Annotated in this window: 16 protein-coding genes and 1 tRNA gene; 6 read left to right on the top strand and 11 right to left on the bottom strand. The window is 56.1% G+C overall.

The genetic code is table 11. The features are described from left to right. Positions 1–55: 55 nt before the first annotated feature. Together mscL and RMR21_RS01795 are read left to right on the top strand one after the other, a co-directional pair. A complete protein-coding gene (mscL, locus tag RMR21_RS01800; protein ID WP_498669019.1) occupies positions 56–499 on the top strand; it encodes a large conductance mechanosensitive channel protein MscL in 444 nt (147 codons plus the stop codon). Positions 500–593: 94 nt separating this feature from the next. After that, the gene (locus tag RMR21_RS01795) at positions 594–1,757 is read left to right on the top strand and encodes a pyridoxal phosphate-dependent aminotransferase (protein WP_498669018.1); all 1,164 of its coding nucleotides are present in this window, start codon (positions 594–596) and stop codon (positions 1,755–1,757) included. A gap of 93 nt (positions 1,758–1,850) precedes the next feature. On the opposite strand, the gene RMR21_RS01790 is transcribed toward RMR21_RS01795, so the two are convergent. From RMR21_RS01790 to motA, 6 genes are all read right to left on the bottom strand, one after another. After that, complete coding sequence (locus RMR21_RS01790; RefSeq protein ID WP_498669017.1) at positions 1,851–2,300, bottom strand: BspJ family T4SS effector nucleomodulin; 450 nt, start codon at positions 2,298–2,300, stop codon at positions 1,851–1,853. A 5-nt stretch (positions 2,301–2,305) separates the two neighbouring features. Further along, positions 2,306–3,388 (bottom strand): flagellar biosynthesis protein FlhB, encoded by a 1,083-nt coding sequence (gene flhB / locus RMR21_RS01785; protein ID WP_498669016.1) that lies wholly within the window; start codon positions 3,386–3,388, stop codon positions 2,306–2,308. A gap of 124 nt (positions 3,389–3,512) precedes the next feature. After that, positions 3,513–4,556, bottom strand: a complete 1,044-nt coding sequence (fliG, locus tag RMR21_RS01780; protein WP_498669015.1) for a flagellar motor switch protein FliG — start codon at positions 4,554–4,556, stop codon at positions 3,513–3,515. Positions 4,557–4,583: 27 nt separating this feature from the next. Continuing rightward, positions 4,584–5,123: a flagellar motor switch protein FliN gene (gene fliN / locus RMR21_RS01775; RefSeq protein WP_498669014.1), complete on the bottom strand. Its 540-nt coding sequence runs from the start codon at positions 5,121–5,123 to the stop codon at positions 4,584–4,586. 67 nt (positions 5,124–5,190) lie between these two features. Continuing rightward, entirely contained in the window at positions 5,191–6,150 is a 960-nt protein-coding gene (locus RMR21_RS01770; RefSeq protein ID WP_498669013.1) for a FliM/FliN family flagellar motor switch protein, read from the bottom strand. After that, complete coding sequence (gene motA / locus RMR21_RS01765) at positions 6,147–7,019, bottom strand: flagellar motor stator protein MotA (RefSeq protein ID WP_045229929.1); 873 nt, start codon at positions 7,017–7,019, stop codon at positions 6,147–6,149. The genes RMR21_RS01770 and motA overlap by 4 nt, the downstream gene beginning before the upstream one ends. A gap of 241 nt (positions 7,020–7,260) precedes the next feature. Here motA and flgF point away from each other — a divergent pair, with 241 nt between their 5' ends. From flgF to RMR21_RS01750, 3 genes are all read left to right on the top strand, one after another. Next, positions 7,261–7,995 carry a flagellar basal-body rod protein FlgF gene (gene flgF / locus RMR21_RS01760; protein WP_498669012.1) on the top strand — a complete coding sequence of 245 codons (735 nt, stop codon included), beginning with the start codon at positions 7,261–7,263 and terminating at the stop codon, positions 7,993–7,995. A gap of 118 nt (positions 7,996–8,113) precedes the next feature. After that, positions 8,114–9,451, top strand: coding sequence for a flagellar protein export ATPase FliI (fliI, locus tag RMR21_RS01755; protein WP_498670211.1), 1,338 nt, complete (start codon positions 8,114–8,116; stop codon positions 9,449–9,451). A gap of 2 nt (positions 9,452–9,453) precedes the next feature. Next, the gene (locus RMR21_RS01750) at positions 9,454–10,014 is read left to right on the top strand and encodes a flagellar protein (protein ID WP_498669011.1); all 561 of its coding nucleotides are present in this window, start codon (positions 9,454–9,456) and stop codon (positions 10,012–10,014) included. A gap of 138 nt (positions 10,015–10,152) precedes the next feature. On the opposite strand, the gene RMR21_RS01745 is transcribed toward RMR21_RS01750, so the two are convergent. Continuing rightward, positions 10,153–10,228 (bottom strand) — tRNA-Phe (locus RMR21_RS01745). A 297-nt stretch (positions 10,229–10,525) separates the two neighbouring features. Here RMR21_RS01745 and RMR21_RS01740 point away from each other — a divergent pair. Next, entirely contained in the window at positions 10,526–11,299 is a 774-nt protein-coding gene (locus RMR21_RS01740; protein ID WP_498669010.1) for a transporter substrate-binding domain-containing protein, read from the top strand. A gap of 56 nt (positions 11,300–11,355) precedes the next feature. On the opposite strand, the gene RMR21_RS01735 is transcribed toward RMR21_RS01740, so the two are convergent. The 4 genes from RMR21_RS01735 to RMR21_RS01720 form a co-directional block, all read right to left on the bottom strand. Next, complete coding sequence (locus RMR21_RS01735) at positions 11,356–11,754, bottom strand: hypothetical protein (RefSeq protein WP_498669009.1); 399 nt, start codon at positions 11,752–11,754, stop codon at positions 11,356–11,358. Positions 11,755–11,976: 222 nt separating this feature from the next. Next, positions 11,977–12,468 carry a histidine kinase gene (locus RMR21_RS01730; RefSeq protein WP_498669008.1) on the bottom strand — a complete coding sequence of 164 codons (492 nt, stop codon included), beginning with the start codon at positions 12,466–12,468 and terminating at the stop codon, positions 11,977–11,979. Positions 12,469–12,754: 286 nt separating this feature from the next. Continuing rightward, complete coding sequence (locus RMR21_RS01725; protein ID WP_498669007.1) at positions 12,755–14,971, bottom strand: FAD-dependent oxidoreductase; 2,217 nt, start codon at positions 14,969–14,971, stop codon at positions 12,755–12,757. A 254-nt stretch (positions 14,972–15,225) separates the two neighbouring features. Further along, a complete protein-coding gene (locus RMR21_RS01720) occupies positions 15,226–16,434 on the bottom strand; it encodes an acetyl-CoA C-acetyltransferase (RefSeq protein WP_498669006.1) in 1,209 nt (402 codons plus the stop codon). Positions 16,435–16,447 lie beyond the last annotated feature (13 nt).

Genomic DNA, 16,447 nt, shown 5'->3' with positions numbered 1-16,447 from the left:
ACCGGCCGTGCAATGCGTACTGGCCAACAGAGGGCTTGAAAGAGGGACATCTGAAATGCTCAACGAATTTAAAACCTTTATCGCCCGTGGCAATGTCATGGACCTGGCCGTGGGTGTCATCATCGGTGCGGCCTTCAGCAAGATCGTCGAGTCGGTGGTCAACGATTTGATCATGCCGGTTGTCGGCGCTGTCTTCGGCGGGTTCGATTTCGCCAATTACTTTCTGCCACTCAGCTCAAAAGTAACAGCCGCGTCGCTTGCCGCTGCACGCGAGCAGGGTGCGGTTTTTGCGTATGGTAACTTCCTCACCGTCGTCATCAACTTCGTCATCCTCGCCTGGATCATCTTCCTTATGGTCAAGGGCGTGAACAAACTCCGCTCGTCGGTCGAGCGGCAGAAGATCGAGGAAAAGAAAGAACCAGCACCGCCACCGGAAGACGTCCGGCTTCTCATGGAAATCCGCGATCTCCTGAAAACAGCTGATAACAACCGCGCCTGATCCATCAGAAAAATCCGTTATCTCTTCACGGAATATCATGCACGACAGGCGTCTCATGCGCTAAGAAGGCACTCACACTGGAGTGCCTTTTTTCATGTCGATTCTGAAAAGTCTGAGTGCCCGCTCGCTGGCTGCGCCTGAAAGCGGTATCGTCGAGGTCAAGAAATACGCTCATGCGCGCGAAAATCTTTTGCCGCTCTGGGTTGGCGAAGGAGATCTGCCAACGCCCGCGTTTATCGCACAGGCCGCCGCAGACGCGCTGACGGGTGGCGAGACGTTCTACACGTGGCAGCGCGGCATTCCTGAACTGCGCGACGCTCTCAGCCGCTATTACCAGCGCCATTTTGCAGCCAAACTCTCATCCGACCATTTTTATGTCACCGGCTCCGGCATGCAGGCGATCGTGCTCGCCGTGCAGGCGCTGACCTCGCCGGGTAATGAGATGATCTATCTGACCCCGACATGGCCGAACATCGTCGCGGCAATCGGCGTGGCTGGTGCCAGAGCTGTTCCCGTCGGCATCGATTTCACCAATGGCAAATGGGATATCGACATCAGCAAGCTGGAACAGGCGATTACACCAAAGACGAAGGCACTGTTCATCAACACGCCATCGAACCCAACCGGCTGGACAGCCACGCTCGACAATTTGCGTGATATTCTCACTCTCGCGCGCAAGCATAATCTCTGGATCATCGCTGACGAGATTTACGCGCTTTACCACTATGTCGGAGGTCGAGCGCCCTCGTTCCTGGATATCAAGGAAGAGGACGACCGCATCATCTTTGCCAATTCGTTTTCCAAGAATTGGTCGATGACAGGCTGGCGCGTCGGTTGGCTGGCGGCGCCGACGGAGATCGGTCAGGTCATCGAAAATCTGATCCAGTATTCCACATCGGGCGTGGCCCAGTTCATGCAGCGTGGCGCTATTGCGGCGCTCGATCATGGGGACGAGTTCATCAAACAGAACTTTGCCCGCGCCGCCAGATCGCGTGACATCTTGTGCGATGCATTGATTGCCACAAATCGCGTCGAAACCCTGAAACCCGATGGTGCGCTCTACGCGTTTCTGAAGATCGATGGTGTTACCGATAGCCGCGCCGCTGCCTTCGACATCGTCGACAAGGTCGGCGTGGGTCTGGCTCCCGGCACTGCCTTTGGTGCGGGTGGCGAACTCTTCCTGCGCGCCTGCTTCCTGCGCGATCCGGCACAGATCGAGGACGCGGCAGACCGGTTGTCAGGTTATATTTTGGGCTAGCCCTTTTGACATAGGGGAATGGCTACCACCGAGAACCGGTTGCGATCCTCGGTGGCAGCTTATTGATGGGCTCATCGTGGAAGGCCAGAGCGCCTAATGCGTGATGGTCGCGGCGGGAACGTCGGTTGTTCGGTAGAAGGTCGCGTGTCGCAGACTATCGGCCAGAAACGCCGTATTTTCGTTCGGATCGTTGGACGGGTTCTGGAAATTGATGTGATTGATATTCACACAAGCCTGGTCCTTGCCCAGCATCAACTGCGCATAGATGGTCACGCCTTTCGGCTTGATTTCCAGATCCAGCGTGATTTCGGGATAGGTGTCCCAATCGAGCGAATAATCGCCGCCAATTCCAAAATAGACGGTACCCGGGTGGAAATAAAGCTCCGCAGCCGAATCCACGAGATCGGACAGGCTGCTGTAATACTCAAACTTCAACAGGGAGATCAGATCTCCCGCATCGATTAAACGAAGCTCGGCGGCCACTGGGCTAATCGCGCGAGCCAATATTTCTTCTCTCTCAGCCGAATATGAGCACTTTTTCATACTGATCAGTTTACCCGTCTTTTGCTTTGGCGCGTGGCGTAAACCTTATGAATAAGTTCCGCGACTGCCTTATAAAATACTGACGGTATGACACTATCTACCGAGACTTGCGCAAACATGGAGCGGGCAAGTGGCGGGTCCTCAAAAATCGGAATTCCATTCTCAGTGGCGATCTCTCGGATTCTGAGCGCGATCAGATCCTGACCCTTTGCAACGACAATGGGCGCGTCGCTTTCTTCCTTCACGTAGCGCAGGGCAACCGCATAGTGAGTCGGGTTGGTGATGATCAGAGTAGCACGCGGGACACCATCCATCATGCGACGACGAGCCCTGTCACGTGCGATAGAACGCTGACGCGCCTTCACGACCGGATCACCCTGGGATTGCTTGTGTTCGTCCTTGATTTCCTGCTTGGTCATGCGCAGGTCGCTGTGCCATTTATAATTGGTCCAGAAATAGTCAACCACGGCCAGAATGCCCGTGGAAAACAGAACAACGATCACCATTTTTTTCAGGATTTCATAGCCTGTCGTCATGATGCTATGCGGGTCTACCATCAGGGCGTTGAGAAGATTGTAGTAATCGCTCTTCAAAACCATGACCATGATGATCGCAACGACAACCACCTTGAACAGCGACTTGCCGAAATTGACCATGCCATTGACGCTGTAGATGCGCTGAAAGCCTTTAACGACGGATATCCGTGACGCCTGAGGGGTGATCCGGTCCAGAACGAATTGCGGCAGATTCTGTGCGAAAGATTGCCCCAGACCGAAGATGATAAGCATGATCGCGGCGGGCATCAGAAGCGCGCTGGCTTCCTTGGCAAGGTGCAGCCCCAGAGACACCATGTCGGCGGCGGTGTTCATGCGCCATTGTTCGGGTCGTTCTATGATGTCTTTTAACGTTTCGCTCAGTCTCTTGATGCCGTCGGGAACGAAGAAAACGAGATAGATATAAAAAGCGAGCGTCGAAGCGAAGAGAGACGCTTCGTGCGATGAGGGGACATTGCCCTTCTCCAACGCATCGGTCATCTTCTTTTCTGTGGGTTCTTCTGTTTTACTGTCTTTGTCTTCGCCGTCTGACAAGACACGTCCCCTGCACAAAAAAGGCCCGCCGGAATCGGCAGGCCGTCATCGACAGGTTACAGAGGCCAACCTTTGCCCGCAACCCACCCGTCGCTACCACACAGGGTTATCAACCGGCGAGGGATCAGGCCGCTGCGGCTTGCTCCGCCGCCACGGCTTCCTTGAGCAATATCTGGCCCGAATTGGCCAGACGGATCGCTTCCTGAGCAACCGCGCGGCGAGCAATCGCCACTTCGCGGGTGTTGAGCGATGCCGTAGGCACGGCCAGATCGGATTCGATCATGCGACGCTGACGCGGGCTGATGCACGACAACACACATTCCTTGATTTCCATCGTGGCGCCGCGAAGCGCCATGGTGAGAATGTCGGCGGAGACGTCGTTGAGCAGAAGAACGCGGCTGCGCTGCGGCATGTAGAGAAGGTCTTCGAACAGGAAGATCTTCGGCTTGACCTTGTTGGCAGCTTCCTTGCTGAGCGTCTCGAGAGAGCTGAGCAGGGTATCGACCTGTGGCTTGTCGAGTTCGTTCATGAGGTCGGCAACCTTCGTCGAACCGGCTGCGTTGCGCTCTGCATCGAGTTCCACGATCAGGTTCAACACACGCTTTTCAATAATCTGGGTCGCAGCGGGGCTGACTTCCTTCATGTTGACCGTACGGTTCATGATGTCGGCGCGCTGCTCGTCGGGAATGATCAGAAGAACCTTTGCACCGAAAGACGATGGCAGCATCGACAGGATATAGGCAATGGTCTGTGGATGTTCGCGCATCAGGAACTTGCCGATGATCAGCGGGTCTGCATCCTGCAGCTGGTCCCAAATCGATGCCTCGTAGGACTGGAATGCCGCGCGGCGACCGAGAAGACCGTCGACCTCTTCCGGTGTCAATCCTTCTTCGAGAATGCTCTCGATGGCCTTGGCATTGTCCATGAGGCCAGTGCCTTCGGTAAACAGGTCTTCGAATTCGGCCACGATCACTGCGAGTTCATCGGGAGGAATGACCCGCAGCGTCTGGGCTGAATTGATGATGGTCTGCAACTCGGCCTGCGTGAAAAACTTGAGGAGTTTCCCGGCCACGCCTTTTCCCATCGCCAGAAGTACGGCGGCGGCCTTATCGGCCTGAGACAACGGTTTCCCTGCTAAAGGGTTACCGAAATCTTCAAAGTCCATCATGGTCTTTCCTCTCCGTCCCCACAGGGATTAGGCTTTCTTCGTACTCAAAACTTCGATCAGCTTCACGCCGAACCGTGTATCATCGTCTTCCAGAACGGTGATTTCGCCACGTGCGATGCACCGGCCATTCACCATGATTTCAACAGGCTCGCCGATTCTGCGCTCAAGAGCGATCGTCGCACCTTCTTCCAGTCCCATCAATCCGGAAACCAGCATGCGGCTGGTGCCCAGAACGATCTGCACATCGATGGGGATGTCCATGATCAGATCGAGATTGTCGGACAGGCCGCTGCCCAGAGGCGATGGCGATCCCATGACCGGTTCGGCAGAGCCGAACTCGGACATTCCGAATGTATCCATGCCACCGCCGAAAGCAGCAAGATCGTTGCTTTCCGGTTCGGCAGCAGGTGAGCCGAAGTCGCCAAAATCGCCGAAGTCAGACAGCGATCCTTCCGAATCACTTTTCAGCACACCGCGCAGATCGCCGATCGCTTGGTCCAGATCGGCTGGATCATTGAGCGACGCCATCAAATCGTCTTCGGGTTTTGGTGTCTTTTTCGTAGCCATGCGCTAATTATTCCCTTTGAAACTTGCGTCAAGCTGCCCATGCCTCGTGGAGAGGCACGTTCAGGATTCAACCCATCAAATGCCTGAGAATTTCGTCATCCGTGGAGACGTTATTCTTTACCCGAACGGTGTATCGGTCGCCTGCGCGACCGAATTCGCAATTGTACATATTCGCGCCATTGGCGCTGACTTCGACGCAGATGTCATCCTGGCGGATGTCACGGAACGGAATGACGTCACCTGCCACCAGCCGCGAGATCGTTTTCAGGGTCAGGCTCTGCAGCCGTATCTTAGCTTCGAGCGTGACCTGCGAGCGTTTGACCTGCTCGGAAATCATCTCTACCCATTCTTCCTGTTTCCTCATCGCCTGCGCCGATGGTTTCGGCGCGACGATCGCCGTCTTCAACAGCGTACGCTGAGGAATGACCAGTACGAACTCGCTGGCGACCTTGCCGATCTCCACCTTCAGGCGAACGAGCATGCCGAATTGTGCGGCCATGGCCTCTTCGAAAGCGCTTTTGCCATTGCCATTGAAGGGCGCATTGACCGTTGTCTCGAACCCGCCTTGCGCGTTGACGCCAGAGCGCAGCACATCACCAATGCGTCCCATGACAAGCGCGGCAAGATCGAGCTCGATCTGCGACAGCGCCCGCACTTCAGCCTCAATGACCGTATCAGAGGCAGCCCCCAGCATCCGTTCCATCAATGCCATGATGAAGGACGTGCTGGTTGCCATCATGAAATTGGGGCACCAGTTGCGCAGCGAGCAGTCTGCCACTGCAAAATCCTTGCCGAGCTTGCGAACAAGATCGGTCATCAGGCCCGATTCGCAACCCACATAATCAACCTCGATTGCAATGCCCGTTTCGCTATGGAAGATGTCGGGCAAAAAATTGCTGTACAGATGACCGATATCAGCACCGATCTTGGCGACTTTCTTGCTGTCGCCGAGGCCACCCGTCAACTTCGCGAGAAGTGCCGGTTCCATGGTCGTGACATTGGTCTGGGCAACATTTGCCATCATCAAGCCGCCTTCTGGTCGCCACCGGGGTTCATCATTTCCTGCTCCACGGCATCGATAGACGGACGCTCATAGTTGGAAATGGTCTTGCGTCCATATTCCAGCGCAACCTGCGGAACCGAGCCGTTCATGTAGGCCAGCAAGGTCTGCTTCACGATGATGTAGAGACGGTGCTGCTTGGTGCGCACGATCTTGATCTGCGCCGACAGAGGATTACAGATGGAATAGGACAGGATGATGCCAAGCATGGTGCCGACGAGTGCAGCACCGATGAGGCCGCCCAGAACCGCAGGCGATTCGTTGATCTTGCCCATGGCTTTGATAACGCCGAGAACCGCGGCCACGATACCGATGGCGGGGAAGGAATCGCCCATCGCAGTAATGGCGTGATAGGGCTTCATCTTATCATGCAAAATGGTTTCGATTTCTTCGTCCATCAGCGCTTCGATCTCATGGCTGCGCGCATTGCCGATGATGATGAGGCGAACATAGTCGCAGATGAAGGACGTCAATTCCTTGTTCTTCAAGACCGATGGTGCGGTCTGGAAAATCGAGGATTCCTCCGGATTGTCGATATGGGCTTCGATTTCGTTGCGCGATTTCGTCCGCAGATCGCGCATCAGCGAATAAAGGACACCCAGAACATCCAGATAGTTTCGCTCTTTGGGGACGGCGAACTTGAATGCTTCGCCAAGTGCCTTACCGCTGTCCTTCACCACTTTCATGGGGTTGGCCATGATGAAGCCGCCGATGCCCGCACCGCCGATGATGACAAGCTCGAATGGCTGGAACAGCACGTTCAAGTGGCCGCCCATGGCCATGTAACCGCCGATAATACAGCCGAAGGTAATCACTAATCCGATAAGAATGTTCATCTGAAGCTCGCGTCTGATGCCAATTTCGCATTTCAGGGATAGGTGACATGCCTTGTGCGAGGCTGGCTATCGACCGCTGGTTACGAGCCCGTATTCCAAACAATGCCAGCTCAGACCAGACGCCTCATCCCATGGTCGCGACCAAAAGCCTCGCACAAGCCAGCGCTTCTAGTTTCTGGGCAGATACGAGGTTGCTGTGAAGCAGTGCGCCTTTTCTTCATTGTCCGAACAGGAGAGCACCATGCAATCAGGAATTTACGTCGGCATTTCCTCCCAGATTGCCTTGGAACGCCGCCTCACAACCATTGCCGACAATATCGCCAATATGAACACGGTCGGTTTTCGCGGTACGGAAGTGAAATTCGACCAGGTCATGAGCCAGACGCGCAACGATCTGAAGGCAGACATTTCCTTCGTGACGCAGGGAAGCGATTATCTTTCGACCCGTAACGGCGAAATGATCAAGACCGGCAACCCGCTGGATTTTGCCGTCAAGGGCGATGGATGGTTCGGCATCAACACGCCCGCCGGCCAGGTGATGACGCGGGACGGTCGTTTCTCCATGTCGGTCACCGGCGAACTGGTATCGACACAAGGCTATCCGGTTATCGATGCTGGTGGCGCGCCCATACAACTCAACCCCGCCGGTGGCACGCCAACCGTCGGTGCGGATGGCCGCATCGTTCAAAATGGCACCACGGTTGCCCAGCTCGGCCTGTTTTCTGCCAATGCGAACAAGGGTTTCGTGCGTTATGAAAACAGCGGCGTCATCTTCTCCGAAGCGCCGCAGCCGGTTGTCGACAATTCGGCTGTCGGTGTTTTGCAGGGCTATGTCGAACAATCCAACGTCAACGCCATCAGCCAGATGACCCAGCTTGTTCAGGTCAACCGCGCTTTCGACGGCATTTCCTCGCTGATGAAGTCGACGGAAGATTCTTTTGCGCAGGCCATCCGCACCCTTGGTGGCGGACAGTAACGGGCGATTGACGTAGATGGACACGCAAGTCGAGATCGACACTGATACGGATTCGGATCTACTGGTCGCGCCACCGGCACGGCAGAACATCTTTCCGAAACTGGAAGCACTTGCGCAAATGATGGAGGCGCAGGTCGCCGCTGGCATGCCGATGTCCCGCGGCGGCAAGGTCAGAACCATCGCTGCGGGCCATTATACGGTCAGCGGTCTTTCGGAACACGTGAGGCTGGGCGAATTCGTCGTCCACAAGAGCGCCACAGGATTACATCTGGGCGAAGTGGTTCGTGTCGAACCGGACCTGATCTATGTTTGCCCCATCGAACCTGGTGACCCGATCGGCGTCAACGATGTGGTCTTGCGCGAAGGCGAATTTCGCGTTCAGCCTGACGACAGCTGGTGTGGGCGCACCATCAACTCGCTGTGCAAACCCATCGACAACAAAGGCCCTCTTCTGAAGGGACCTAAAAAACGTTCGGTCATGGCACTGCCGCCACCGTCGATGACGCGCAGCCGCGTCATTTCGGGCTTCCGGACCGGCGTCAAAGCCATCGACATCTTCACACCGCTTTGCTTCGGTCAACGTCTGGGCATCTTCGCCGGCTCGGGCGTCGGTAAATCCACTTTGCTTTCCATGCTTGCCCGCGCCGATGCGTTCGACAAGGTCGTCATTGCGCTTGTCGGCGAGCGTGGTCGCGAAGTTCGTGAATTCATCGAGGACACGCTCGGCGACAACATGCAGAAATCCATCGCCATCGTCGCGACCAGCGACGAGAGCCCTATGCTGCGCAAAATGGCGCCGCTGGTGGCCATGACGATTGCCGAGCACTTTCGTGACAAGGGTGAAAACGTCCTCTTCATCGCAGACAGCATCACGCGATTTGCCCATGCCATTCGCGAAGTGGCCATTGCCGCGGGAGAGCCCCCTATTGCACGTGGCTATCCAGCCTCTGTTTTCACCGAATTGCCCCGTTTGCTGGAGCGCGCCGGACCCGGCCCGGAAGGCACGGGCACCGTCACCGCGATCATCTCCATTCTGGTGGATGGAGACAATCACAACGACCCCATCGCCGACTCGACCCGTGGTATTCTCGACGGACACATCGTGCTGGACCGCGCTCTGGCCGATGAGGGCCGCTATCCGCCGATCAACCCGCTCGCCTCTATTTCGCGCCTGTCGCACAAGGCCTGGACCCCCGACCAGCAAAAGCTGGTCTCGCGGTTAAAATCACTCATCCACAATTATGAGGAAACCAAGGACTTACGCCTGATCGGCGGCTATCGCCCCGGCGTGGACGCCGAACTCGATATGGCCGTCAAACAGGTTCCGTTCGTCTACGATGTGCTTAAGCAATCGCCGGGCGACCGCACCGTTATCGACGCCTATGCCGAGCTTGCAAATGCCTTGCGCAACGCACCCGTCAACAACCAGCCAGCGCCTTTACAGCGGCGGGGATGACCATGAATCTGATCCATTCGAAAATTAACGAAAATCTGGCCCGCGATGCACGCCAAAGACGGTCTATCCGGGATTTCGACCGATATCTGACCGGCGGACTCCTCGTGATTGCAGCCACAGCTGCTGCGCTGCCGTGGTACGTGTTCTTCAACCCGGAGAAATTCGGCATCAGCGGCAATGGTTGGGAAGCGCTCAAGCACGTGCCGCAACGCCAAGGCGGCGGAGTGACCGCTGTTGTGCCACACTTCGATAAAGACACGCCCCCCGACAACAAAGCCGACACAGCTGCATTGCAGCTCGATCCGATGACAACCGCAACTCTTCCAACGAGCGGGACTGGCGAAAGCCAAACCGACAGCGGACCTTCCCAGCCCTTCCCCGGCGGTACGCGCTTCAAGCTCCTGCACGTCTCGAACGGCCGCGCACTCATCGAAGACAAATCCGGCATGTTCCTCGTCCAGATCGGTTCGATCCTCCCTGACGACAGCCGCCTGCTCTCGATGAACAGCGTGGATGGCAAATGGCAGATCATCACGTCATCGGGTGAGGTTTATTCCGAGTAGGAATGCCAAGCCGATTGATTCGTACCTGATGGCACCACGCTCTTCGCACATATCCCTCTGGGACAGCCGCGACGACATACGTCGATGCCAGCAAGACGCCGCAAGCCCAACTTCAGATATTTCAATGACAGTAAAAAATGGTGCCCGAAGGCGGATTTGAACCACCGACACGCGGATTTTCAATCCGCTGCTCTACCAACTGAGCTATTCGGGCACTCTAGGCTCAATCAGAACCTTCGCTTTTGGTCAGCGCCGGAGAAGCTTGCCGCCCCGGAAGTGAGCGGGGTTATAGCATCTTGTTCGGCCATGGCAAGCGCTTGACGAAACTTTTTTGACAGTTTTTTCGTCGTTGCTAGCCATGTTCAGATCATCGCAAAAAGAGGAAACTCTTTGACGAAACACACAATTGGCTTGCGCCCCATTTTTCGTTGAACAAGAAATGAGGATGGCCTCCGATCGCCCACACGGAACGGCCCGTATTGATTATGACACAGCACAGGGGAACACATTAATGAAGAAAACGTCATTGCTCGCACTCATCATTGCAACCTTTATGACCACGGCCTCTGCTCATGCGGAAGATAGCGCACTTGCCCTCATCCAGCAGGCAGGTGTTTTGAAAATTGGAACGACCGGCGACTACAAACCCTTCAGCTACAGAAGCCCGAACGGTGAACTGACGGGTGCCGATATCTCCATGGCACAGGAACTGGCGGTATCTTTGGGTGTCAAGCCGGAGTTCGTGCCAACCACGTGGAAGACATTGCTAGAAGACTTCAAGACCAACAAATTCGACATTTTGGTGGGCGGCATCACCGTCAACCCGGCGCGCGCGGAGGTCGGCGATTTTTCGGTGTCCAACGTCAAAGATGGTAAGCGACCGATCGCCCGGTGCGAAGATCAGACCAAGTATTCAAGCATCGATGCCATCAACCAGCCGTCCACACGCGTCATCGTCAATCCGGGCGGTACGAACGACAAATTTGCCCATGAACATTTCACTAATGCCAAGATCGAGGTCTTTCCGGACAACCGTGTGATTTTCGATGAGATTGCTGCCAACAGAGCAGATGTAATGGTGACCGACGGCGTAGAGGTCGATCTTCAATCCAAGCTTCACCCCGGTGTACTGTGCCCCGCGAAAGTCGCAGAGCCTTTCACACACTTCGAAAACGCGTATCTCGTGCGAAAAGACCCCGCGCTGAAAGCTGCAGTCGATGATTTCGTCCGCAAGCAACTGGACGATGGCGGCTGGAAAGCAAAACTGGATGCTGCAATGAAATAAAACAAACGCCCTGTCGAGAGCCGACAGGGCCTTTGTTTTTTAAACGATGTCTGCGGTTACTTCGATCCGGCAGATAGCCCCAAGGCAAAAGGCACTGCAGCGACAAGTAGCGCCATAGCCGGCGAGGACGCGAAGATGCGGCCGGCGATCGACGTGATCGCAACCGAACGGACGACAGGTAGCCAGTTTGCCATATCGGCGCTGTGACTGGACGAGCGCTTCTGGTGCGAGCGCGCCGATTGGAGCGTCTCGACCTCTTTGCGCAGGGCATCGACGTCACGGCGCAGTGCGCTCAATTCCTCTTTCAAATCGGCACCGCCCGGTGCTGTCTCGGGTGGCTTGGCGCGCATGGCGGGCTTTCTGGGTGTTGTGCTCATATCATCGTCCAGTTCAGAAAGTTCGTCTTCAAGGTCTGATGGTTTGTCGAAACCATGGGAACGTACCGGCGCCCTCATTCACTTTTCCTCTCGCACTCTTGCTTTGCGCCGTCGCAACATAACGGCGTGACGGCAGATGGTTAGCAAACGCGGAAATTAGAAAAAGGATGCAGCCTTTCATCCAATCACCACAGCAAGTTCCGAAGCCAGTCGGCATGCCGGACGGACCTTTGACCTGACGCAGAGAATTTCAGTCGAGACAGTGATATAGGCGTGGCATGTGCCGAAGGACAGGACGGTTCACTTGACGGGTTTTAGGGACTGCAAAATGCCGACCAATTCCGCGTGATGCGCATCCTGCGTGGCCTTTGTACCCCAATAGGTCACAACCAGCATTTTTCCGTCTCTTGGAGAGGCGAAGCCGAGCGACACTTCAACGGGACCGTCCTCGTCCTTACCGTCGAACTCGATGCTGCCGAACTTCATGCCGTTAATATCGACGTCGCCGGAATCAGACTTGGAATTGGCATCGATCTCTACGCCATTATCCGTGAGAAACTTGATGGCATCGTCAATGACCTTGTCCATGGTCTTGTCGCTGGCAACGTCGATCGAGAAGTAGATCGCTGCATCGGGCGATGTGGCGTCAATGCCGGACTCGGTTTCTTTGGGCTCCCAGTCATTGGGAATTTTGACTGATGCGATGGGCGCTTCGCTGGGAAACTTGAGTGTTTCGGCTTGGGCAAAAAAGGGCGCCAGCACAAAGGCGGCCGCCAACATGGTTCTCTTCATGGAAAAATCCTCTGGGATCGAGGCGCGTAACATAGGGTTCGCAATGGTGCCCCAGCCGTTGCTAAAAATGGATATAAAGGAAAATTCGTTATTATGTCATCAGAATAATATCAAGTAATGGAGAATGTTACGACCAGAGTTAACGCGTCGTAGTCTGGTTATTCCCTGTAACGATCCTCTATAATTTTCACATTATACACTGGCACGCAATTACAGATTGCTATCGGGAGAGACCGACAAAGAAACAGGCCCAGACGGGCCTGCTGATGGTTGCGTGACTTTGGCCTTAAGCGGCTTTTGCGGCATCGCCATAGGGGTCGAATCTGCCGTAGAAGGTGTCGCCCTTGATGGCCATGTCTTGCAGCAGCGGTGTCGGTTGGAAATGCGGACCGTAGGTGTGCGCCAGCTTTTCTGCCAGTTCCACGAATGTCTTCACACCCATACCGTCGATGTAAGACAGCGCACCGCCGGTGTATGGCGCAAAGCCAAAGCCGAGGATGGAGCCGACATCTGCCTCACGGGGATCGGTGACAATGCCTTCTTCAACCGTGCGGGCCGCTTCCAGTGCAATTGTGACGAGGAAACGCTGTTTCAACACGTACATGTCGACATCCTCAGGCTTCTGCTGCGGGTAGAGGTCTTTCAGGCCGGGCCAGAGCGACTTCTTGGCGGGCTTTGCCGGATAGTCATAGAAACCCTTGGCGTTCTTGCGACCGAAGCGGCCCTCGCCTTCCACCAGCTTTTTCACCAGTTCCATATGCCTCGGATCGACTGCCTTTTCGCCCAGATCGGCGGCGGTGGCTTTGAGGATTTTGTAGGAAAGGTCGATGGCGACTTCATCGTTCAGCGCCAGCGGACCGACCGGCATGCCAGCGAATTTCGCGGCATTTTCGATCATGGCTGCGGGAACGCCTTCGATTAGCATGTCATAGCTTTCGGCCATGTAGCGCAGCACGCAGCGATTGACGAAGAATCCGCGTGTGTCGTTGACGACAATCGGCGTCTTCTTGATTTTTGCAACGTAATCGAGTGCAACGGCCAAAGCCTTATCGCCGGTTTCCTTGCCGATGATAACTTCGGTCAGCATCATCTTTTCAACCGGTGAGAAGAAATGAACGCCGATGAAATCGGTCGGACGCTTTGAGTTCTGCGCCAGACCGGTGATGGGCAGGGTGGAGGTATTGGAGGCAAAGATTGCGCCTTCCGGCAGCACAGCTTCCACCGCTTCGATCACGGCTTTCTTCACATCGCGGTCTTCGAACACGGCCTCGATAACCAGGTTTGCGGTCTTGAGCGACGCGTAATCGGCGCTTGGCGTGATGCGGGCGAGGATGGCGGCACCCTCTTCCTGCGTCATGCGGCCTTTGCCGACGCTGTCTTTCACCAGACCTTCGCAGGTGGTTTTGCCCTTTGCGGCGGCTTCGTCATCGCGGTCGATCAATGTCACATCAAGACCGGCAACGGCCGTAACGTAAGCGATGGATGCACCCATGAAGCCCGCACCGACGACGCCGATGTGCTTCAGATCGCTCTTCGGCTGACCGGCTGGACGGCGAGCGCCCTTGCCCAGTTCTTGCATGGAGATGAACAGCGAGCGGATCATCGCGAAGGCTTCTTTTGACCGAAGGATTTCCGTGAAGTAGCGCTGCTCGACTTTCAAAGCCGTATCGAAAGGCAATTGCAGGCCTTCGTAAACGCATTTGAGAATGGCAAGCGCGGCGGGGTAGTTGCCAGCGCTTTCGCGGCGCAGGATGGCAGGTGCTGCTGGCCAAAGCTGGGCGGCAGCTGGCGTCCAGATGCCCCCACCGGGGGCTTTGAAGCCTTTTTCATCCCATGGGGCAACCGGCTTCAGGCCATCCTTGATCATCTGTTTGGAGGCGGGGATCAGTTGATCCGGCTCGACCACCTGATGCACGAGGTTCATGGATTTCGCGCGGCTCGCCGTCAGCGACTGGCCGGTCGTCATCATCTGGAGCGCAGACTGCGCATCAGTGAGGCGCGATACGCGCTGCGTACCACCGGCACCGGGGAAAATGCCGACCTTGATTTCCGGCAGAGCGATTTTGACGCTTTTCGCATTCGAGGCAACGCGGCCATGGCAAGCCAACGACAATTCGAATGCGCCGCCCATGCAGGTGCCGTTGATGGCGGATACCCAGGGCTTGCCGTTGGTTTCGATCTTGCGAAACAGGCCGTTCATCTTGCCAACCAGATCGAACAGTTTCTTGGCTGCCTCATCCGGGTTCTTCGCTTTTTCCTCGTGGTAGAAGGAGAACATGGATTTGATCATCGACAGATCAGCGCCGCCAGAAAACGTGCTCTTGCCGGACGTGAAGACAACGCCTTTAACGGCAGCATCGGCCACGGTTGCCTCAACGATGGCGTTCAGCTCTTCCATGACATCAGCCGTAAAGACGTTCATGGATTTGTCAGGCATATCCCAGGTAACGAGGGCAATGCCGTCTGCGTCTGTTTCGAGGGTGAAATTTTTGTACGTGCTCATATTGGGATTCCTCTTCCCTGAATTTCTGTGAGTTTAATACAGCCAGACAGCAAACCCGAAGCAACCAAGCACCAGAACGAGAAACACAAGCAGCCCTAGGTTTTGAGCCTTTAGGCTTTGGACATGGTCTCTGGGCGAGATACGAGTCGATGCCTCGTAATCCTGCGCCATGTCCTTATTCAGATTGTGCCGAGCGAGCTGTTGCTCGATTTCGTTCTTTGGTTGGTCGTAAACCTCGCGTCTCATGACAGTGACTAAACCCGCTCGATGACCGTTGCCGTACCCATGCCTGCGCCGATGCAGAGCGTGACCAGCGCGGTGTTGAGATCGCGGCGTTCCAGTTCGTCCAGAACCGTGCCGAGGATCATCGCGCCCGTGGCACCCAGCGGGTGGCCCATGGCAATCGCGCCGCCGTTGACGTTCATCTTGTCATGGCTGATGTCGAAGGCCTGGAGGTAACGCAGCACCACGGCGGCGAAGGCTTCGTTGAGTTCGAACAGGTCGATATCCGCAATCGACATGCCAGTCTTGGCCAGCAGCTTTTCGGTGACATCGACAGGGCCAGTCAGCATCAGCGCCGGGTCGGAGCCGATATTGGCGAAGGAGCGGATGCGGGCGCGTGGTTTCAGACCCATGCTCTCGCCGCCAGCCTTGGAGCCGACAAGAACGGCGGCAGCTCCATCGACGATGCCAGACGAGTTACCCGCATGGTGGACGTAGGTGATGCGCTCCACCTCCGGGTGGGCCATGATGCCGACGGCCTCGAAGCCGCCCATTTCGCCTGGCATCTGGAAGGATGCGTTGAGCGAGGCGAGTGCCTGCATATCTGTGCCGGGGCGCATATGTTCGTCGCGGTCGAGAATGGTGATGCCGTTCTGGTCTTTCACCGGAATGACGGAATTCTTGAAGTAGCCGTTTTCCCAGGCGTGAGCGGCACGCTTCTGGCTTTCGACGGCAAAGGCGTCGACATCATCACGGCTGAAACCGTATTTGGTGGCGATGAGATCGGCCGACACGCCCTGCGGCATGAAATAGGCCGGGAAGCTGACGGACGGATCCATGTACCAGGCGCCGCCGGACATGCCCATGCCGACACGCGACATGCTTTCCACGCCACCGGCAATGACGATCTCATCGGCGCCCGCCGCGATCTTTCCGGCTGCGAAGTTGATGGCATCCAGACCCGATGCGCAAAAACGCGAAATCTGCATCCCCGGTGCCTTGGTGGAATAACCGGCCTCGAAGGCCGCACCCTTGGCAATGACGGCACCCGCATCCATGACCGGATCGACACAACCCATGATGATGTCATCGACGGTTGCGGTATTAAGCCCGTTGCGGTCGCGGATCGCTTCCAGCGTCTTGGCGGCCAGACGAACGGACGGAACTTCGTGCAGCGAACCATCCTTCTTACCGCGTCCACGCGGGGTGCGGACGTGGTCGTAGATATAAACGTCAGTCATGTCTCATCTCCCT

It is taken from the genome of Agrobacterium sp. rho-8.1 (assembly GCF_033957725.1).
Taxonomy (GTDB): Bacteria; Pseudomonadota; Alphaproteobacteria; order Rhizobiales; family Rhizobiaceae; genus Agrobacterium.
This window is presented reverse-complemented; position numbering and strand designations above follow the sequence as displayed.